Origin of the sequence: Luteibacter sp. 9135, from assembly GCF_000745005.1 — a bacterium.
Taxonomy (GTDB): Bacteria; Pseudomonadota; Gammaproteobacteria; order Xanthomonadales; family Rhodanobacteraceae; genus Luteibacter.
The window spans coordinates 4,395,845-4,414,524 of the sequence record NZ_JQNB01000001.1 but is presented as its reverse complement, the minus strand read 5'-3'; the positions used below and the strand labels follow the sequence as shown (position 1 = coordinate 4,414,524).

The following is an 18,680-nucleotide window of genomic DNA, read 5'->3' as shown; positions in this document are numbered from 1 at the left end:
GGGCCCCGCGGCGTTCCCGCGTCGCATTGTGCGGCGCAACGGGGCCGCTATACTGGCCCGATGGCTTTTATTCCGCATCGATTCCAGGGCGACCACGCATGACGTTGCAACTGCACCGCGACGTCGACGGCCCGTGCCTCGCCCCCCAGGGCAGCGTCGTGGCGATCGGCGCCTTCGACGGGCTACACCTCGGTCACCAGGCCATCCTTGCCGAAGTGCGCCAGCGCGCCGAGGCCCAGGGTCTGGTCCCCGCGGTCATCACCTTCGAGCCGCTGCCCCGTGCCTTCTTCTCGAAGGAGCCTGTGCCGCGCCTGACGGGCATGCGCGAGAAGGCGGAAGGCATGACGGCGGCCGGCATCGATCAATTGCTCTCCCTGCGCTTCGACGAAGCCCTGACGCAGATGTCCGCCGAGGACTTCGTCCGTCGCGTCATCGTCGAGCGTCTGGCCGCCCGTGAGGTGTGGGTGGGCGAGGACTTCCGTTTCGGCCATCGTCGCGGCGGCGATTTCGCCCTGCTGCAGTCGATGGGCGCCGAGCTGGGCTTCACGGCCCATGCCGTGGCGCCTGTGCTCGTCGATGGCGAGCGCGTGTCGTCCACGCGGGTGCGCCAGCTGCTGGGCGAAAGCCGTTTCGCCGATGCCGCCACCCTGCTGGGTCGCCCGTTCGTCATCGACGGACACGTGGAGTACGGCAAGCAGCTGGGCCGCACCCTGGGCTATCCCACCGCCAACGTGCACCTGCCGGAGCGGGTCAGCCCCGTGCGCGGCATCTTCGCGGTGCGCATCGGTGTGGGCGAAGGCCCGTGCAGCTGGCCCGGCGTGGCCAGCCTGGGTGTCCGGCCCACCGTGAACGAAGTGGCCGAGCCCTTGCTGGAAGCCCACCTGTTCGACTTCTCCGGCGATCTCTACGGCATGCGCATCGCCGTGGAGTTCGTCCGGAAACTGCGTGACGAAGAAAAATTCGACGGCCTCGACGCCCTGACCGCTCAGATGCGCCAGGACGAGATCGCCGCCCGGCAGGCCCTTGGCATGAACCCCATACTTGTCGATGCATGACGGAACGCGCGCACCGCGCGTCCGCCCCGAAACCCACGGTTGCCAGCGATGACCCAGGATTACAAGAACACCATCAATCTGCCGCAGACGGCTTTCCCGATGCGCGGCGACCTGCCCAAGCGCGAGCCGGGCTGGCTGGCCACGTGGGAGCGCGTGGGCCGCTACGCGCAGATCCAGGCCAAGGCCGCCGATCGCGACAAGGTGTTCGTGCTGCACGACGGCCCGCCGTACGCTAACGGCGCCATCCACCTGGGTCACGCGGTCAACAAGGTGCTGAAGGACGTCGTGGTCAAGTCCAGGCTGATGGCTGGCTACCGCGCACCTTACGTTCCCGGCTGGGATTGCCACGGCCTGCCGATCGAGATCGCGATCGAGAAGAAGTTCGGCAAGGCGGGCGACAAGCTCAATGCCGCGGAATTCCGGCAGAAGTGCCGCGAGTACGCGATGGCGCAGATCGACCTGCAGCGCGCCGACTTCAAGCGCCTGGGCGTGCTGGGCGACTGGGAAAAGCCGTACCGCACGCTCGATTTCACCTATGAGGCCGACATGATCCGCGCGCTGGCGCGCATCGTCGACAACGGCCACGTGGTCCGCGGCGCCAAGCCGGTCTACTGGTGTTTCGACTGCGGCTCGGCGTTGGCCGAGGCCGAGATCGAATACGCCGAGCGCACCTCGCCGGCGGTGGACGTGGCCTACGACGCCGTGTACCCGAAGGACCTCGGTGCCGAGTTCGGCGTGGATGTGGGCGACGCCATCGTTGCCGTGCCCATCTGGACCACCACGCCGTGGACGCTGCCGTCCAGCCAGGCGGTGTCGCTGGGTGGCGAGATCGACTACGCCCTCGTCGAGGGCCCGTCGCGCGACGGCAAGCGGGTGCTGCTGGTGATCGCCTCGGCCCTCGTGGAGAAGGCCCTGGCCCGCTACGGCGTGGAAACCACCGGCGGCGTGCTCGGCCGCGTGCAGGGCGCCGTGCTGGAAAACAAGCCGCTGCGCCATCCGTTCTACGACCGGCAGGTGCCGCTGATCCTCGGCGACCACGTGTCGGACGAAGACGGCACCGGTGCGGTGCACACCTCGCCGGACCACGGCGCGGAGGATTTCGCGGTCGGCCAGCACTACGGCATCGGCACGCTCAACTATGTCGACGGCCGCGGCGTCTATCGTTCTGACCTGCCGCTCGCGGGTGATGTCTCGCTGGCCGGCACGCACATCTGGAAGGCCAACGACCAGCTGGTCGACCTGCTGCGTGGTCGTGGCGTGCTGCTGGCCTTCGCCAAGCTCACCCACAGCTACCCGCATTGCTGGCGCCACAAGACCCCGGTGATCTACCGCGCCACGCCGCAGTGGTTCATCGGCATGGAGACCGCCGGCCTGCGCCGCACCGCGCTGGATGCGATCGGCTCCGTGCGCTGGGTACCGGGCTGGGGCGAAGAACGCATCGGCGGCATGGTGGAAGGTCGTCCCGACTGGTGCATCTCGCGCCAGCGCACGTGGGGCGTGCCGATCACCCTGTTCATCGACAAGAACACCCACGAGCCCCATCCGGACTCCGTCGCCCTGATGGAGAAAGTGGCGCAGAAGGTGGCCCAGGAGGGCATCGACTGCTGGTTCACGCTGGACCCGCGCGAGCTGATCGGCGACGACGCCGACACCTATGAGAAAGTCACCGATGTCCTGGACGTGTGGTTCGATTCGGGCACCAGTCATTTCGCCGTGATCGGCGCGCGCCCCGAGCTGCAGGCCGGCAACGCCAGCGAATACAAGGTGATGTACCTCGAGGGCTCGGACCAGCATCGCGGCTGGTTCCAGTCCTCGCTGCTCACCTCCGCCGCCATCCACGGCCGCGCGCCCTACGACCACGTGCTGACGCACGGGTTCACGGTGGACGCGCAGGGCCGCAAGATGTCCAAGTCGCTGGGCAACGGCATCGAGCCGCAGGACATCATGAAGACGCTCGGCGCGGACATCCTGCGCCTGTGGATCTGCTCCACCGATTACCGCAACGAGATGTCGCTGTCGGACGAGATCCTCAAGCGCGTGGCCGACACCTATCGGCGCATCCGCAACACGGTGCGCTTCCTGCTCGGCAACCTGGACGGCTTCGATCCGGACAAGCACCTGCTCGCCACGGACGCCTGCCTCGACCTGGACCGCTGGGCCGTGCAGCAGGCCGCTGATACGCAGGCTGCGATCGTTGCGGCCTACGAGCGCTACGACTTCCCGGAGATCGTGCAGCGCGTGCAGAACTTCTGCACCAACGAACTGGGCGCGCTGTACCTGGATATCACCAAGGACCGGCTCTACACGATGCCGACCGACAGCCGCGGCCGCCGCAGCGCGCAGAGCGCGATGTACCGCATCGCCGAGGCCATGCTGCGCTGGCTGACGCCGATCGTGACCTTCACGGCGGAAGAGGCCTGGGCGCAGCTGCCGGGCACGCGCGAAGAGTCGCCGCTGTTCGAGACATGGTACGAGGGCCTGGACGCGCGCCAGGACGCCGAGACGCGCGGCTGGTGGAGCCAGTTGCTGGCTATCCGCGAGACGGCGTCCCATGTGCTCGAGGGCATGCGCAAGGTCGGCCAGATCGGTGCCTCGCTGGATGCCACGCTGACGATCCACGCCGACAAGGCCACCCAGGTGGCGCTGGCGGCATCGGCGAGCGAGCTGCGCTTCTTCTTCATCACCTCCGACGTGGCGCTGGCGGACCTGGACAGCCGCCCGGCCTCGGCGGAGCGGGTGGAGCTGGACGGCGCGGAGGTCTACGTGTCCGCCGCTGTCAGCGACGCGGCCAAGTGCATCCGTTGCTGGCACCACCGCCCCGATGTCGGCGTCGATCCGGCGCACCCGGAGATCTGCGGTCGCTGCGTGGACAACGTGACGGGGCAGGGCGAGGATCGCCGCTGGTTCTGAGGGCGTCCTTGCCCCGCACGCACCACCCGCGTCGCCCTGCCGGCGGCGCGGCCGCTCCGCCTTCGCTGACTGGCCTTACGCATGACCGCACGCCCCCAACCCAATGCCCTGTCCTGGCTGTGGCTCGCCGCGGCGATGATCGTGCTCGACCAGCTCACCAAGTGGTGGGCGCTGGCCGCCCTGCAGCCGGCCGAGACGCCGCACCCGGTGATACCCGGCATCCTCAACTGGACGCTGACCTTCAACACCGGCGCGGCCTTCAGCTTCCTGGCCGATAGCGCGGGCTGGCAGCGCTGGTTCTTCGTGCTGCTGGCCGCCGTCATCAGCGTGACACTGACGGTCTGGCTGGCGCGTACGCCGCGGCGCGACTGGCGGACGGCGCTGCCGCTGGCGCTGATCGTCGGCGGTGCGCTGGGCAACGTGATCGACCGCGTGCATGCGGCCAAGGTCACCGATTTCATCCAGGTGTTCCTGGGCAGCTACCCGTTCCCGGTGTTCAACGTGGCCGATTCCGCCATCAGCGTCGGCGCCGTGGCCCTGATCGTGTTCAGCCTGTTCAGCGGCCCCGACAAGCCGACCGTGCGATAATGGTAGTGTCCGGCCGCCCGGCGGCCATCGCTCCTACCGAGGTCCCCCTTGGACATCCTGCTCGCCAATCCCCGTGGTTTCTGTGCCGGCGTCGACCGCGCCATTGCGATCGTGGAGCGCGCCCTGGAGTCGTACGGCGCCCCGATCTACGTCCGCCATGAAGTGGTCCACAACCGCTTCGTCGTCGAGCGCCTGCGCGCCGATGGCGCCGTGTTCGTCGAGGAACTGGACGACGTACCCGACGGCTCCACCGTGATCTTCAGCGCCCACGGCGTGCCCAAGGCCGTCCGTGAGGAAGCCGACCGCCGCGGCCTCAACGTGTTCGACGCCACCTGCCCGCTGGTCACCAAGGTGCATATGGAAGTCGCGCGCCTGGGCCGCGCCGGCCACGACGTCATCCTCATCGGCCACGCCGGGCATCCCGAGGTGCAGGGCACGATGGGCCAGTGGAACCGCGCCAACGAGGGCCGCATCTACCTGGTCGAGTCCGTGGAAGATGTCGCCGAGCTGACGCCGTCGCAGCCCGACAAGCTGGCCTTCGTCACCCAGACCACGTTGTCCGTGGACGACACCATCGCCATCATCGCCGCGCTGCGGGCGCGCTTTACCGCCATCGAGGGCCCGCGCAAGGACGACATCTGCTACGCCACCCAGAACCGGCAGGACGCCGTGCGCCGCCTGGCGGACGCCGTGGACCTGGTGCTGGTGGTGGGCTCGATCAACAGCTCCAACTCCAACCGCCTGAAGGAGCTGGCCGAGAAGCAGGGCGTTACCGCCTATCTGATCGACGGCGCCGAGTACATCCAGCGCGAATGGCTGGAGGGTCGCACCCGTATCGGTGTCACCGCGGGCGCCTCTGCACCGGAGAAACTGGTCCAGGAAGTGATCGCCCGGCTGCAATCGTGGGGCGCGGGCACCGTTCGCGAACTGGACGGCGAGGCCGAGAACATCACCTTCGCGCTGCCGAAGGAACTCCGCCTGGCCGGTTGAGGACTTGCACCGGAGGCCAAGCTTCCCTAGAATTCCGCTTCTCGCCGGAATAGCTCAGTTGGTAGAGCGCGTCATTCGTAATGATGAGGTCGTAGGTTCGATTCCTATTTCCGGCACCAAGTATATGTCCAAGGCTGTCCGTACGTGTCCTTGAGACGCATTTGAACCCGCTTCGTAGCGGGTTTTTTTGTGCCTGGGCATCCGCTGTCGCCTCTACCCATCCAACTCAGCGGGTGGGTGAGGCCGGTGCGGGCGTCGCCGGAGCGCTATCGTCGCGTGCGGGAAGCGTGTAAAGATTCCCCCGATATAACTACACGCTACCGGCGGTCTCCACCACGAGAATGCGCGCCTCGCCTATCGGGTGAGCTACGTGTTCTGTACCAACCGACGCATAGAACACGTCGCCTGTTTCGAGGGTGACTGACTTTTCTACCCCGTGCTCCCGGTAGAGCATCCGGACGCGACCATCGAGCACGGCAAAGACCTCTTCACCGTCGTTGACATGCCATTTATACGGCTGATCCGTCCAGTGAAGCCTGGTAGTGATGCCTCGCATATTGGCGATATCCAGGGCTCCCCAGGCTTTCGACGCTACAAAGTCTTTGCTGCGAATAATTTTCACGATGAATACTCTCGGAGTGCGATCCATCAGGTGGACCTGCGCGCAGGTCCATGATAGCCACGCTGAGTATGGGATGTGAGCTATCGCCGCCGGCAACGCCCACTCAAGCCGCCATTCGCACATCGCACGCCAGATACCGCAACCCGATCGACAACGCCATGTCGTACCCGGCCATCGTATCGCCCGGCACCACCACGCTCACCAGTGACGGATGCGATGGCACCAGGGCCGACGCGTCGGAGGCATCGCTATCGTCGTGCATTTCGATGTAGGGCACGTGCAACGCCGCCAGCGCATCGCGTAGCGGCGCCACGTCGTGTGCCGGTACGTCGTTGGCATCGACATCCAGCAGCACCAGTTGCGCATGGTCGGCGGGCGAGTGATCCAGTTGCATCACCACGTCGTGGAAGTCGCTGCAGGGACGCCAGAGGAGGTCCGTACCGGCGGCCTGTGCGCGGTCCCACAGGCGACACAGGGCCTCGTCGGCCAGGGTGGTTTGCGCTGCGCCGTGGCGCGGACCCGTGATCACGACGATCGACATTGCCGGTGACTCCATGAAAGGGAGGCCAGTATCCGGCGACGATGCGTAAAAACGCTGCGCTACCCGGGCGCTTTCCGGGTAACGCTGTCGTAAAAGATGCCGTCAGGGCGCGTGCCTGGCCATCTGGTCGTTGAACTGCTGGAAGAACGCCTCGAAGTTGCCGCTGGCTTCGGCGAAGCGCAGTGGCTTGACCCGCTCGACCAGGATCTCGTGGGCGTCCGGCTGTGACTCGATCAACCGCATCACTTCTGCGATGAACGCGTCCAGCGGCATGGCATTCGGGTCGTTCTTCTGCTGCTCGCCCATCAGTTCGGTCTGCACGTAGGGCGGCACCAGCTCCATCACCTGCACGTTGCTGTTCCGCAGTTGGTAGCGCAGCGAGTTCGAGTACGAGTGGATCGCCGCCTTGGTGGCGCAGTAGGTAGGCGTAAGCGAGAGCGGGGTGAATGCCAGGCCGGAGGACACCGTCATCACCGTCGCCTTCGGCTGCGCCAACAAATGGCCGATCAGCGCGGCGTTGAGGCGGATGGGGCCCAGCAGGTTGGTGGCGATGGTGGCCTCGGCGGTATCCGTGGCGCCGTCCTTTATGTCCTCGGGCCGCATGATGCCGGCGTTGTGGATCACCACGTTGAGCGCGGGATGCTCACGGGTAAGCCGTTCCGCGAACTCGCCGATGGAAGAGGGGGCCTCGATGTCGAGCAAGGCGGAGGCCATGCCGGGATTGGCGGCGGTGGTCTCGTCCAGCGCGGCCTGACGACGCCCCGCGATCACGACCCGGTTGCCGCGTGCATGGAAGGCCTCGGCCAGGGCGCGACCGATGCCGGAGCCGCCGCCCGTGATGAGAATGGTATTGCCCTGGATATCCATCGATCGCCTCGCAGTGGGTAGGTAAGGCCAAGGCTAGAACCATCACTCTCCCATGGAAAGTAGGCTCCGTAATGTTCCATACTTACCGATCGGTAACCAAGGATTTGCTCCATGTCTTCGCCAACACCGCGCAAGCCCCGCTATGACGAGCCCTGTCGCGCCATGGGCGAGCAGCGTACCGACGCCGCGCTGGATGCGCTGGTGCGCGACATCATCGGGCGCGTTGCCGATCAGTGGACCATGCTCTGCCTGGAGGTACTGGCGGACCACGGCCGCCTGCGCTTCGGTCGTCTGGCCCAACTCATCGGCGACGTCAGCCAGAAAATGCTGACCAAGACGCTGCGCCAGATGGAGGCTGATGGACTGGTCACCCGCACCGTGTATCCCGTGGTGCCGCCGCGCGTGGAATACGAGCTGACGCCCATCGGACTGAGCCTGGGCGCGGCATTCTGCGGGGTGTGGCTATGGGCGGAAGAGCATCACGACGCCATCGTCGCGTCGCGTGCCGCCTTCAAGGCGCGGCAGGCGGACGACTGACGATCCCTGCTCAGTCCCGCAGCAGGCCGAGCAGGTCGTTGGCTTCGCCTTCGGAGACGTGATCCGCCTCGACGTGGAACATCACGGTGCCACCGGTGCTCAGGTTGCAGAGGTGCTCGACCTCGTCACGGCGGAATTGGCCGCTGAGGACATCGCCGATGGCGCAGTGTCCTTCCTCGACGGCACCGACGGCAAAACCGTCCTCGATTTCCACCAGGGCCATTTTTAACTCGGGGTGGTACCACATCACTACGCCTCGCACACCGCCTCCCGGCGAGCCCTCGGAAGCCTCGGACAGGCAGTCGGGTCGCTCGGTTACCTTTCTATCGGTGGAGGCCTCGGACTCGTGCGCCGAATCGGCAGCCGGAACGGCAGATCCTTCAACCACCTACGGCGGCCCAACGCATCAAGCGGCCGACAGGCGCGCGAGCACGGCCGGGCTGGGCGGCGCGAGATGACCCAAGGCAGCAGGCGGCAGGAAACGCCAGTCGGTAAGGCGGCGAGGCAGGCGAACGTCACGGCACATGTCGCGCAAGCCGATCATGGCCGCCTCGGCTGTCTCGAACCGGCCCAGCTCAAGGGTGTCGCGCAGCGCGCGCCAGCGATGACCGTGGCGGACGATGCGAAAGATGGCATTGGCGGCTGTGAAAACGTATTGCGCTAGCACTGGGGCACTCCTACTTAACCCCGCTATTGTCTCCGCCGATCCGTGACCGCTTCGTTATCCCAACGCTACGGCACGATGTCGGCGGGTGGCGTTGTGACGTCGCGGCCCCGGCTTACTCAGGGGGCCTTGGCCGGTACGAAGGGCGACACCGGGTCGCTGCCGTCCATGCTTTCTTCCAGCGCATGGTCGAGGTTCTCGCTGGCCTTGTCCTTGCGGGATTGCTTCTCGGCGTCGGTCTCGGGGTGCGTGGGCTGGCCGTGGTCGGGGTGGGTGATGTCCTGGCGGTCGTGGGTCATGGGCGGATACTCAAGGGGGCGGGCGGTCATGAGGCGCCGTCTGTTGTGAACAAGCGGTAGGCCCGGCGTCAAACCGTCTGTCGGCAACACCCCACCAGTCGTCGGAGAATCCTCTCAATACGTGCCGGAAAACCTTAGCATCGGTGCACCGGTACGTGGGTACGAAAAAGGGGAGGGGTCGTGGCTGACGTGGCGCTTGGTCATCGCGAGCGAGGCATATCGCTGATCGAAGTGATGGTGGCCGTGCTGGTTTTCAGTATCGGCATGCTGGGTCTTGCCCTGCTTCAGTTGAAGGGGGCCCAGTTCACGCGGGAATCCGGCTCCCGTACGGCAGCGATCGGGCTGGCCCGGAGCTTGGCCGAGTCCATGCGGGCCAATCCCGATGGGGCGCTGCCGCCCGGCAATGGCACCAGTGCCTACCTCTACGATGGCACCACGACCTATACCGCCAGCGATTGTGCGAGCACGACAGCGTCGACGCCCGCCGATGTCGCCAAGCGCGATCTGGCTTGTTGGCAGGCTGCCCTGATCCGCACCCTTCCGCCGCCCACCACGTCGGGCGGCAAGATGGCCACGGTGACCAAGGATCCCAACCTGGGCACGCTGGTCATCACGGTGTCCTGGGCCGGCGTCGCGGGCAGTTCGAGCGCGGATCCGTCGCAGTCCTACAGCTTGAGCTACCTGCAATGAGAAAGCCCCCGATGCGTGCACGAATGCGGTCCGCCCGCGGCTTCTCCCTGGTCGAGCTCATGGTGGCCCTGGCTATCGGCGTCATCGTGGTCGGCGGGCTGGTGGCTGTGCTGATGGCGAACCGGCAGGCCTTCACGATCCAGCAGGGCAACAACTTCAACCAGGAAAACCTCCGTTTCGCCTCAAGCCGTGTGGCCTGGTCGCTGCGCATGGCGGATTTCTGGGGTGGGATCAAGGCGGGGAAGATCACCACGACGAGCAATGTCTCCGGCTTGACCGGCAGCGGTGGATGCACCGCCGCGTGGATGGTTAACGTGGGGCCGGGCGCCACCGAAAACGGCATTCGTGGTTATAACGGCGCCGACACGTTTCCCATCGCCAACTGTGTACCCGATGCCAATTACGTGAAGCGCTCCGATGTGGTCGTAGTGCGCTATGCGGATACGCACGGCTACGACCCTGCCAAGGGCTCGGGCACCACGGCTTTCGATTCGGACGCGGTGCCGAACAGAACGACAATCTTCATCCTTTCCGCGATCGACCAGACCGGCACGATCTTCCGCAAAGGCGAGTCCGTGCCCACCAATCCGCTAGGGTCCGCCAGCGGTCGCTACGTGTATCCGTTCCAGCTGGAGATGTATTACCTGCAGCCGTGTTCCGATCCCGGTGCCGACAAGGTGTGCGGCACATCGGACGATGGCGATGCGGGCAATCCCTCCCCAACGCTCATGCGCATGCGGTTGGACGCGAATGGATCCCTCGTATCGGAGGCCGTGGTGGACGGTATCGAACAGATGCAGTTCGAATATGCTGTTCCGGCGTCCATTACGCCGACGGTACCGGCGAAGTTCGTTCCCGCTTCTTCCGTGATCGATTTCAACGCGATCACCCAGGTCCGCGTGTCGCTGGTGGCTCGTTCGTCCACCCGCGACGTCCGGGTGCCGCATCCCATCGACGTGCCACTGTCGAGCGATTGCAGCTACAAGATCGACAATGCGGGTGCCATCAGCTATCCCTCACTTACCAGCGCCAACAACTGCGACGGCTCACCGCCTTCGAATTACGGCGACAAGCCACAGCAATATGTGCGGATCTTCAATAGCCAGGTGGTCGTCCTGCGCAATCGGGTAAGGGGATGAACATGAGGCAGTCTTTCACGGCCCGTCGCCAGCGCGGTATAGCGCTCTTCGTCGGCATGGTGTTTTTGCTGGTGCTGTCGGTCGTCGCGGTGATGGCCATGCGCGGCACGCTCACGGAAATGAAGCTGGTGACGAACTCGGCACGGCATGAGGCAGCGTTCGAGGCCTCGGAAGCCTTGCGCAGCGTGCCCATCACGCTGTTCGATCAGCATGTCTTCGAACGAGGTTGGCCCACCGCCTTTAACGGCACCGTACCGGATTCGGATTTCACGTTTTCCACGCAGCTCGCTCCCTCCCTTTATTCGAAGATGAAGGCCTCGCTCCAGACCGATTGCGCCGGAGCGGTGTCGTTGTTCTACGGAACGCTGCAGGCGGACTGCAAGGGCATGCCGGCAGAAACCGTGTACGACCCGGCGACATGGCATCCGGACATGGTCATTGCCGTATGCGATCCCTCCAGCACATCGTGCTCGGCGAATATCTCCTCGACGATCACCATCGTTCCGGACGGCTCGGTGCTGGCCGAGGGAGCGGGCGGTGCCCAGGCAGCGGGCTATCGCGGCCTGGGTATCGGCTCCGCCGGTGGTGGCGCGGAGCTGCTTTTCGAAGTCCGCAGTGTCGCCACCGTGCCCGGCAATGGCGTGGATACGACGCACACGCAGTACCACCAGCAGATCCGCAACTGACGTGACAGGGAAATCCAGAATGACTTCTTCTCGCTTCCCTGCAGCGCGGCTGCTCCTGGTGCTCCTCGCGGTCACCGCGAGTTGTCTTGGCCTGAATCCCGCTGCGCGTGCGTCAGCTATCTCCAGCGCCGCACAGCGCGCGGCGGCGTACGCGATCGATCCTCCGCTGGGTATCGCGGGTGCGGCACCGCTGGTCATGCTGAACTTATCGCGTGACCACCAGCTTTTCTACAAGGCGTACAACGACTTCACCGACCTGACAGGCGATGGCCCGCCCGAGACGACGTATACGACGACCTTTGGTTATGTCGGTTATTTCGATTCGACGAAGTGCTATGGCTATTCATCGTCGTCCGGATACTTCGTGCCGAAGGCGGCGGTGATCGATACGACGAATCATTACTGCAACAGCAACCTGTGGTCCGGTAACTTCCTCAACTGGGCGACCATGACGCGCATGGATGAGGTCCGCAAGATCCTGTACGGCGGCCTCCGCTCGCAGGACGATGCCACGACCGTGCTGGAACGTGCCTATCTGCCGACGGACGCGCACTCGTTTGCGAAGTACTACAACGGGTCGGATATCGGCAAGTTGACGCCGTACTCGCCATCGTCGACGGCGCCTTCGGCGAGCCTGGCGAGCGCCAGCTACTATTACGACGATGTGTCCTTCACTGAAAACAGCACCACGTACCGCTTGCTGAGGCTTCAGCGCGTGCAGAGCTCGCTCAGGGTGCAGGTCGGCGACCAGATCCAGATCACCGCCAACAACAGCAGCGGCAATCCCGCGACGCTGATTGCACCTGTTCGTTATCTGAATACGAGCGGCTACTCGGGCGCCCCGACCAATCGCGTCGAGCTGCGCCTCCAGGATGGCATGTTCTTCAACATGTCGTGCACCGATGTGCCCTCCTGCATAACGCAGCTCAAGAGCTACAGCAACTGGACGATCACCAACCTCACCCGTACGGGTCTTTCCATCTGCAATACCACGGTGCAGGGCACATCGACCAATCGCTCGCAGACCAATACCGCGCCGCCACTGATTCGCGTGCAGACGGGCAACTACGCTTTGTGGGCATCCAACGAGAGCCTGCAGTGCCTTTGGGCGGAAGAGAAGAGCAATTCGCAGGGCAGCTTCGGCGACGGTTTCCTGAGCAACGGCAATCGCGCCGCTTTCTCGGGACTGGGCTCCGCGGCCGAGAATCCGACCAAGGCCAACGGGACGCAGGGGACGGATTGGGACGAGCTTATCGCGCGCGTGCAGGTATGCCTCTCGGGGCAGATCGGCGCGGAGAACTGCAAGCAGTATCCCGACAACTCGTCGCCCTCCAATCCGTACAAGCCGATCGGCCTGCTGCAGAAATACGCCGAGACGGGCAACATCAAGTTCGGCCTGGTGACGCCCACCTTCGATCACAACGCGTCGGGTGGCGTGGTGAGGGCGGCGCTTCCGGGTCCCGGCCAGAACGACGGCGATTTCATCAGCAATGAAATCGACGCGAAGACGGGACGCATGATCGCCGGGGCGAACGGCATCATCTCCAATATCAATGCCCTGCGTATTTATGGCTATGCCTACCTGTCCGGTGACAACTACGGTACCGGTAACGGGTGTACCTATCAGCGCACCGGCATCACCACGGGCAACGCAAGCGGAACGCTGGTCAGCGAGGGCAATTGCTCGTCGTGGGGCAACCCCATGGCCGAAAGTTACATCGAGACGTTGCGCTACCTGGCAGGCAAGACGCCCAACGCGGCCTTCAAACAGAACACGTCGGGTGAAGACGCGACGCTGGGCCTGAGTGTCGTCACGACATGGAGCGACCCGATCAGCGCGGCCAATTTCTGTGCCCCGCTGAACATCATCAATTTCAATGCAAGCTCGCTGAGCTACGACACCGACGCCGTTGACGGTTTCTCGGATCTGACGTCCGGAAAAACCGTGCAGACGTGGACGGACCTGGTCGGGGTAGGCGAAGGCATCAACGGCAACAGCTGGTTCGTCGGCAATTCCAGCAGTACCTACGCGGGTACCGACGCGAATCTTTGCTCGGCCAAGGTCATCGCCAACCTTTCCGCGGCCCAGGGCATCTGCCCCGAGGTGCCTGCGCTCAAGGGTGGTTACCTCCTGGCCGGCGCTGCTTACGGCGCACACGTCATGCGCATCCGCGACCTCGGTAACGACTCCGGCGGCAACGTCATCGTTCCCACCGAAGATCGAACTTCGCTCAAGGTGACCACCTTTGGCGTACAGCTGGCCACGAACACCCCGCAGATCCGGATCGCGGTACCCGGTACGAAGAACCAGTTCGTGACCATCATTCCCTCTTATCGCCTGACCCTGCCTACGGGCGTCGGTGGCGGTGCGCTGGTGGACTTCAAGATACTCTCCCAGACCAACGACGGGACCACGGCCCGGGGCTCGTTCTACGCCGACTGGGAGGACAGCTTCGCCGGCGGCGACTACGACCAGGATATGTGGGGCATCATCAGCTACGAGATCACCTCGACGCAGGTGAAGATCACGACCAAGCCGGTATCCGCCTCGACCAATAACGGGCAGGGCTTCGGTTATGTCATCAACGGCACGACCAAGGATGGCCCGCATTTCCATTCGGGCATCTACAGTTTCAATTATTCGGATCCCACCTCGCCCGATATCTACAACGCCGCCGGTGTGCGCCTGAATGGCACCGGTCGTATCAATGCCTCGGGCGGCTGTAACGGTTGCGTGGTGAGCGATGCCGCGACCACGGCGATCTACGCGGTGGGTTCGAGTAACGCCGGCACCTTGTCCGATCCGCTCCTGTACGCCGCCAAGTGGGGTGGTTTCCGCGCCGACACGAACAAGCCCGACGGCACCGATACACCGGTGAACGACAGCAATCCCGCCGATATCTCGAAGTGGTCGACCACGGTCAAGGGTACGCCGGACAACTACTTCCTGGTGACCGATCCGGGCAAGCTGGAAACGTCACTGGACACGTTGTTCCGCAAGATCCTGGCGAAGATATCGTCAGGTACTGCGGCGGCGACGGTCGCCGCCAGTGCGAACGGCGTGGGCGTGACGTATCAGGCGTTCTACGAGGCCGAGCGCACGGATACCTCGGGCGATCGCGCCACGTGGGCCGGTTCGCTCGGTGCCCTCTGGACCGACGCAGCAGGTCTGTTGCGTGAGGACTTCAACGGTAACAATCAGCTCGACAACTATGCGACCGACCCGGTGGTGCAGTTCTCGTACCAGGCAGGTAGTGGTCGGACGGTCGCGACGCGAACGTTCACGTCGAATCCTGATCCCACGAAGTACACGGCGGGCACCCCGGTGACGGTGGAACTCGCCGACCTGAAAACGCTGTGGAATGCGCGCCAGCAGTTGTGGGATCCGCTCATGTCCAACGCACAGCGTCCCTACAGCACGGTCTGGACCAACACGGGCGGGCGCTACATCTTTACGTGGGTCGACGACAACGGCGATGGCATCGTCCAGCCGAGCGAGATTCGTCCCTTCGTATGGAGTACCGGTGCCGACGGCATCAATGCGTCCAATTACCGTTACCTCAACACCGACTCGACGACGGAAGCGGCCAACATCGTCAACTGGATCCGTGGCCAGGAGATCACAGGGCTGCGTAATCGCACCGTCGATTTCGACAGCACGCCCGGTCTCATCGGGCGGGTGCTGCGACTTGGCGATATCGTCAACTCGTCGCCGTTGCCGGTAAGTGCGCCGGCCGAGTCGTACGACTTGCTTTATAACGACTCCAGCTATGCGTCGTTCCGCACGGCATATCGCGACCGCCGGCAGGTGGTCTACGTCGGCGCGAACGACGGCATGCTGCACGCGTTCAATGCGGGCTTCTATAACGCGAGCTGTCAGCGTTTCACCCTGCAGCCGACCAACGCGGTGTGCACCAAGGACACGCCCAATGCGACGGGTGCAGTTACCGTCACGTCTGTCGCTCAACCGCTGGGTGCGGAACTGTGGGCGTATGTGCCCAAGAATCTCCTGGCACACCTGCGTTGGCTCACCGATCCCAGCTACAAGCACACGTATTACGTCGACGGTGCGCCCCTGGCCTTCGACGCGAAGATCTTTGCTGCCGATACCACGCACGTGGGTGGCTGGGGAACGCTGCTGCTGGTTCCGTTCCGCCTGGGTGGCGGCAGCATCACGGTGGACACCGCCACCTCGGGCCCGTCCAACAACGTCACCTCCGACTCGGCCTACGTGCTGATGGACGTGACCAATCCCGAAGTACCCCCCACGCTGCTCGGGGAGATCACGTTGCCGGGTACCTACGCGCTGTCCGTACCCGCGGTGGCTGTCGTGCGTGATGCGGCGTCGGGCACACCGAACAAGTTCTTCCTCGCCGTGGGCTCCGGCCCGACCGATCCTCGCAAGGTGGCATCGAACCAGAACCTGCGTGTCTCGATCTATGACCTCGCCAGTTTCGTCGGTGCAACCACGGCGCCGGCGCCGGTGCGCGTACTCGATTTCGGTTCGTCGTCCGCGGGGCAGAACAGCTTTGCCGGCGACCTGATCGCATCCGACTTCAACCTGGACGGAAAAGCGGAAGCGATCTATTTCGGTAGCGTTCTCGGCACCGGCTCCAGTGCGGATTACGGCGGCCACTTCTGGCGCATCGCGGTCGGCGCGAATCCTTCCGTGGCGGCCTGGACGGGCGGGCAGATGCTCGACCTGACGGTAGCGTCCATCGCCCCGAACGGCATGCCGGTGACGGTCCGACCGACCCTCGGGCGCAATACCCGTGGCGCGCCGATGGTCTACTTCGGTACGGGACGCCTGTACAACAGCTCCGACAAGGCCACAACGGCGCAGCAGCGGATATTCGGCCTGATCGACACATCGTTGCTGCCGGCGAACGACCCGCAATACAGCGCCACGATCAGCATGAGCAACCTTGTCGACGTCACTAACGTCAACGTCTTCCCGCCGGATACGCTGGGCGTGAGCAAGGTCACCAATGCGCCGACCAGTGCGAGCTTTACCGGCGTCACGACCTTCGCTGGCCTGGCTGCGGCGTTCGACAGCAAGGGGGTGGCCGGCTGGTACCGCAACCTGACGACCAACGGGACCAACCCTTCCGAGCGCGTCGTCAGCGCCCAGTCCCTGCTGGGTGGTCTGCTGCTCACCGCGGCCTACACGCCCGGCACGTCCATTTGCACGGGCCTGGGCGCCTCGGTGCTGTATGGCCAGAACTATCAGACCGGCACGGGTGATCCGAACGCGTTCTTCGGTTCGAGTACGTCCAATGGTGCCGTCGCCGTGAGTAGCGTCCTGGGCGCGGGCCTGCCGGCACCGCCCAGCCTGCATACAGGTGATGACACCAGTGCCGCGTCCGGATCCAAGAAAGTCACGGCTTGCACCCAGACGTCCACCGGCGCGATCCTCTGCAAGGATGTCGCTACATTGAAGCCGGTGACCAGCGGCGAAGCCTCCTGGCGCGAACCCCTCGGGAAATGATCATGCGTGAGAATCGTCGAACGGCCGGTTTTACCCTCATCGAGCTGGCCATCGTGCTGCTGATTGTCGCCATCCTCATGGCGGTGGCGATTCCGTCGTATCGGAAATACGTGGTGCGCTCCAACCGCGTGGATGCGCAACGCACGCTGGTGGATATCGCGGCGCGCGAGGAGCAGGTGTTCTACGGCAAGAACGCCTACACCTCCCAGTTGAACGACATCAACGCCACGCCAACGATGGCGGGTCCGAACTACACCATCGACATCGCCAGTGCCTCGTCGACCGCCTTCGTCGCCAGGGCGACGGCGGCAGGCCAGCAGGCCACCTCGGACAAGCAATGCCAGACGTTGACCTTGTCCAATACCGGCGTGCAAGGTTCGACGGGTACCACGGCCAACGACACCGCGTGCTGGGGACGCTGATGGGACGCAGGATCGCCATCGCCTGGTGGCTGTGCGTAGCGCTGTTCGCTTCCGCTGGCGCACACGCCCAATCCGGCCAGCCTTACTACCGCTGGAAAGATGCCTCGGGCGCCACGCACTACAGCGACACCCCGCCGCCGGGCGGCAAGGCCAGTCGGGTCACGGTCGACGGTCGCGTGCCGTTGTCGCCGGGGTCCACGCCGGCAACCGCGTCATCCACACACGTCTCGGGTGACACCACGGCGCTGGACAAGGCCGAGGCGGCAGCTGTCGACCGCAACTGCAGCAAGGCGAAGGCCAACCTGGTCACGCTCCAGGGCAGTGCGATGGTGGTCGATGGGGCCGACGTGACCAGGGCACGGCGCATGAGCCCCGCCGACATCGCCACCGCTCGCGCATCCGCCGAAGCGGATGTACGTACCTATTGCGGGGCCGCGAAATGAATACCTCACCGGGTCAGGCGCAGCGTGGTTTCTCCCTGCTGGAGCTGATGGTGACCGTGGCCATCCTCGCCATCCTCGCTTCCCTGGCCGTGCCTGCGTTCTCGGACTTCATCAAACGCAATGCGATCGCTTCGCAGACCAACGAAATGATCGGTGCCCTGCGCCTTGCCCGGTCCACGGCGATCAGCCGCAATGTCATGGTGTCGGTGTGTCCCAGCGCCAATGCGTCCAGCGCCACCCCCACCTGCCTGACCAGCGCGTCGTTCGACAACGGCTGGTTGATCTATACGACGGCCGCCGCCGCTACCGCCTACAAATCGACGGATGAGCTTTTGCGCGTGTCCCAGGGTGCCTCGAACGTGTCGATACGTACCCAGTCCACTGGGTCGGCAGCGATCGTGACGTTCGATGCGCGCGGCACGGCGATCACGAATGCGGTGGCGTTCCTGATCTGCGCCAAGACGGGCAGCGCCGCGGTGGGGGCCAGTACGCCCAGGGCCCCCGGTCGTGTGCTCAGCCTGCAGACCGGCGGCCGGAGCGGCGCCGCGCCGCTGGGTACGGCGACCAGCGCGACGGCTGCGCAGGCCCTGTGCACGACCAGCTGAGTACTCGTTGACGGCGGCTGGCGCTCCACCTATACTTTCGCGCTCGATGGGCGGTTAGCTCAGCGGTAGAGCACTGCCTTCACACGGCAGGTGTCACAAGTTCGATCCTTGTACCGCCCACCACTCGATACCCT

Annotated in this window: 18 protein-coding genes and 2 tRNA genes; 14 read left to right on the top strand and 6 right to left on the bottom strand. The window is 64.7% G+C overall.

Annotation, left to right across the window (positions count from 1 at the left end; genetic code table 11):
• The first annotated feature begins 98 nt into the window (after positions 1–98).
• From FA89_RS18745 to FA89_RS18725, 5 genes are all read left to right on the top strand, one after another.
• A complete protein-coding gene (locus FA89_RS18745) occupies positions 99–1,055 on the top strand; it encodes a bifunctional riboflavin kinase/FAD synthetase (RefSeq protein WP_036143168.1) in 957 nt (318 codons plus the stop codon).
• Positions 1,056–1,103: 48 nt separating this feature from the next.
• Positions 1,104–3,965: an isoleucine--tRNA ligase gene (gene ileS / locus FA89_RS18740; RefSeq protein ID WP_036143166.1), complete on the top strand. Its 2,862-nt coding sequence runs from the start codon at positions 1,104–1,106 to the stop codon at positions 3,963–3,965.
• An 81-nt stretch (positions 3,966–4,046) separates the two neighbouring features.
• Positions 4,047–4,553 carry a signal peptidase II gene (gene lspA / locus FA89_RS18735; protein ID WP_036143164.1) on the top strand — a complete coding sequence of 169 codons (507 nt, stop codon included), beginning with the start codon at positions 4,047–4,049 and terminating at the stop codon, positions 4,551–4,553.
• A 48-nt stretch (positions 4,554–4,601) separates the two neighbouring features.
• Positions 4,602–5,543 carry a 4-hydroxy-3-methylbut-2-enyl diphosphate reductase gene (gene ispH, locus FA89_RS18730; RefSeq protein WP_036143161.1) on the top strand — a complete coding sequence of 314 codons (942 nt, stop codon included), beginning with the start codon at positions 4,602–4,604 and terminating at the stop codon, positions 5,541–5,543.
• 43 nt (positions 5,544–5,586) lie between these two features.
• Positions 5,587–5,662: transfer RNA gene (locus FA89_RS18725), tRNA-Thr, on the top strand.
• A 191-nt stretch (positions 5,663–5,853) separates the two neighbouring features.
• On the opposite strand, the gene FA89_RS18720 is transcribed toward FA89_RS18725, so the two are convergent.
• The 3 genes from FA89_RS18720 to FA89_RS18710 all read right to left on the bottom strand — a co-directional run bounded on the left by FA89_RS18720 (position 5,854) and on the right by FA89_RS18710 (position 7,573).
• Positions 5,854–6,192, bottom strand: coding sequence for a cupin domain-containing protein (locus FA89_RS18720; RefSeq protein ID WP_240003936.1), 339 nt, complete (start codon positions 6,190–6,192; stop codon positions 5,854–5,856).
• Positions 6,193–6,268: 76 nt separating this feature from the next.
• The gene (locus FA89_RS18715; RefSeq protein ID WP_036143160.1) at positions 6,269–6,706 is read right to left on the bottom strand and encodes a hypothetical protein; all 438 of its coding nucleotides are present in this window, start codon (positions 6,704–6,706) and stop codon (positions 6,269–6,271) included.
• A 102-nt stretch (positions 6,707–6,808) separates the two neighbouring features.
• The gene (locus FA89_RS18710) at positions 6,809–7,573 is read right to left on the bottom strand and encodes an SDR family oxidoreductase (protein WP_036143158.1); all 765 of its coding nucleotides are present in this window, start codon (positions 7,571–7,573) and stop codon (positions 6,809–6,811) included.
• A 111-nt stretch (positions 7,574–7,684) separates the two neighbouring features.
• On the opposite strand from FA89_RS18710, the gene FA89_RS18705 reads away from it, so the two are divergent.
• Entirely contained in the window at positions 7,685–8,110 is a 426-nt protein-coding gene (locus tag FA89_RS18705) for a winged helix-turn-helix transcriptional regulator (protein ID WP_275451397.1), read from the top strand.
• Positions 8,111–8,120: 10 nt separating this feature from the next.
• On the opposite strand, the gene FA89_RS18700 is transcribed toward FA89_RS18705, so the two are convergent.
• The 3 genes from FA89_RS18700 to FA89_RS18690 form a co-directional block, all read right to left on the bottom strand.
• Positions 8,121–8,333, bottom strand: coding sequence for a hypothetical protein (locus tag FA89_RS18700; RefSeq protein WP_036143156.1), 213 nt, complete (start codon positions 8,331–8,333; stop codon positions 8,121–8,123).
• A 183-nt stretch (positions 8,334–8,516) separates the two neighbouring features.
• Positions 8,517–8,777, bottom strand: coding sequence for a hypothetical protein (locus FA89_RS18695; protein WP_051938973.1), 261 nt, complete (start codon positions 8,775–8,777; stop codon positions 8,517–8,519).
• Positions 8,778–8,893: 116 nt separating this feature from the next.
• Entirely contained in the window at positions 8,894–9,073 is a 180-nt protein-coding gene (locus FA89_RS18690) for a hypothetical protein (RefSeq protein WP_036143154.1), read from the bottom strand.
• A 180-nt stretch (positions 9,074–9,253) separates the two neighbouring features.
• Between FA89_RS18690 and pilV the strand changes: the two genes are divergently transcribed.
• From pilV to FA89_RS18650, 8 genes are all read left to right on the top strand, one after another.
• Positions 9,254–9,763 (top strand): type IV pilus modification protein PilV, encoded by a 510-nt coding sequence (pilV, locus tag FA89_RS19470; RefSeq protein WP_051938972.1) that lies wholly within the window; start codon positions 9,254–9,256, stop codon positions 9,761–9,763.
• Positions 9,760–10,902: a PilW family protein gene (locus tag FA89_RS18680; RefSeq protein WP_081916769.1), complete on the top strand. Its 1,143-nt coding sequence runs from the start codon at positions 9,760–9,762 to the stop codon at positions 10,900–10,902. Before pilV ends, FA89_RS18680 begins: the two co-directional genes overlap by 4 nt.
• A gap of 2 nt (positions 10,903–10,904) precedes the next feature.
• Entirely contained in the window at positions 10,905–11,588 is a 684-nt protein-coding gene (locus tag FA89_RS18675) for a pilus assembly PilX family protein (protein WP_036143150.1), read from the top strand.
• A 19-nt stretch (positions 11,589–11,607) separates the two neighbouring features.
• Complete coding sequence (locus FA89_RS18670; RefSeq protein WP_036143148.1) at positions 11,608–17,076, top strand: pilus assembly protein; 5,469 nt, start codon at positions 11,608–11,610, stop codon at positions 17,074–17,076.
• Between the two features lie 2 nt (positions 17,077–17,078).
• Positions 17,079–17,498 carry a type IV pilin protein gene (locus tag FA89_RS18665; RefSeq protein WP_036143146.1) on the top strand — a complete coding sequence of 140 codons (420 nt, stop codon included), beginning with the start codon at positions 17,079–17,081 and terminating at the stop codon, positions 17,496–17,498.
• A complete protein-coding gene (locus FA89_RS18660) occupies positions 17,498–17,941 on the top strand; it encodes a DUF4124 domain-containing protein (protein ID WP_185754467.1) in 444 nt (147 codons plus the stop codon). The genes FA89_RS18665 and FA89_RS18660 overlap by 1 nt, the downstream gene beginning before the upstream one ends.
• Positions 17,938–18,546, top strand: a complete 609-nt coding sequence (locus FA89_RS18655; RefSeq protein ID WP_036143142.1) for a GspH/FimT family pseudopilin — start codon at positions 17,938–17,940, stop codon at positions 18,544–18,546. Before FA89_RS18660 ends, FA89_RS18655 begins: the two co-directional genes overlap by 4 nt.
• 48 nt (positions 18,547–18,594) lie before the next feature.
• Positions 18,595–18,669 (top strand) — tRNA-Val (locus tag FA89_RS18650).
• Positions 18,670–18,680 lie beyond the last annotated feature (11 nt).

Coding starts and splice junctions, on each gene's coding strand:
- FA89_RS18745 (WP_036143168.1), top strand. CDS start 99: ATGACGTTGCAACTGCACCGCGACGTCGACGGCCCGTGCCTCGCCCCC.
- ileS (WP_036143166.1), top strand. CDS start 1,104: ATGACCCAGGATTACAAGAACACCATCAATCTGCCGCAGACGGCTTTC.
- lspA (WP_036143164.1), top strand. CDS start 4,047: ATGACCGCACGCCCCCAACCCAATGCCCTGTCCTGGCTGTGGCTCGCC.
- FA89_RS18720 (WP_240003936.1), bottom strand. CDS start 6,192: ATGGATCGCACTCCGAGAGTATTCATCGTGAAAATTATTCGCAGCAAA.
- FA89_RS18715 (WP_036143160.1), bottom strand. CDS start 6,706: ATGTCGATCGTCGTGATCACGGGTCCGCGCCACGGCGCAGCGCAAACC.
- FA89_RS18710 (WP_036143158.1), bottom strand. CDS start 7,573: ATGGATATCCAGGGCAATACCATTCTCATCACGGGCGGCGGCTCCGGC.
- FA89_RS18705 (WP_275451397.1), top strand. CDS start 7,685: ATGTCTTCGCCAACACCGCGCAAGCCCCGCTATGACGAGCCCTGTCGC.
- FA89_RS18700 (WP_036143156.1), bottom strand. CDS start 8,333: ATGGCCCTGGTGGAAATCGAGGACGGTTTTGCCGTCGGTGCCGTCGAG.
- FA89_RS18690 (WP_036143154.1), bottom strand. CDS start 9,073: ATGACCCACGACCGCCAGGACATCACCCACCCCGACCACGGCCAGCCC.
- FA89_RS18680 (WP_081916769.1), top strand. CDS start 9,760: ATGAGAAAGCCCCCGATGCGTGCACGAATGCGGTCCGCCCGCGGCTTC.
- FA89_RS18675 (WP_036143150.1), top strand. CDS start 10,905: ATGAGGCAGTCTTTCACGGCCCGTCGCCAGCGCGGTATAGCGCTCTTC.
- FA89_RS18670 (WP_036143148.1), top strand. CDS start 11,608: ATGACTTCTTCTCGCTTCCCTGCAGCGCGGCTGCTCCTGGTGCTCCTC.
- FA89_RS18665 (WP_036143146.1), top strand. CDS start 17,079: ATGCGTGAGAATCGTCGAACGGCCGGTTTTACCCTCATCGAGCTGGCC.
- FA89_RS18660 (WP_185754467.1), top strand. CDS start 17,498: ATGGGACGCAGGATCGCCATCGCCTGGTGGCTGTGCGTAGCGCTGTTC.
- FA89_RS18655 (WP_036143142.1), top strand. CDS start 17,938: ATGAATACCTCACCGGGTCAGGCGCAGCGTGGTTTCTCCCTGCTGGAG.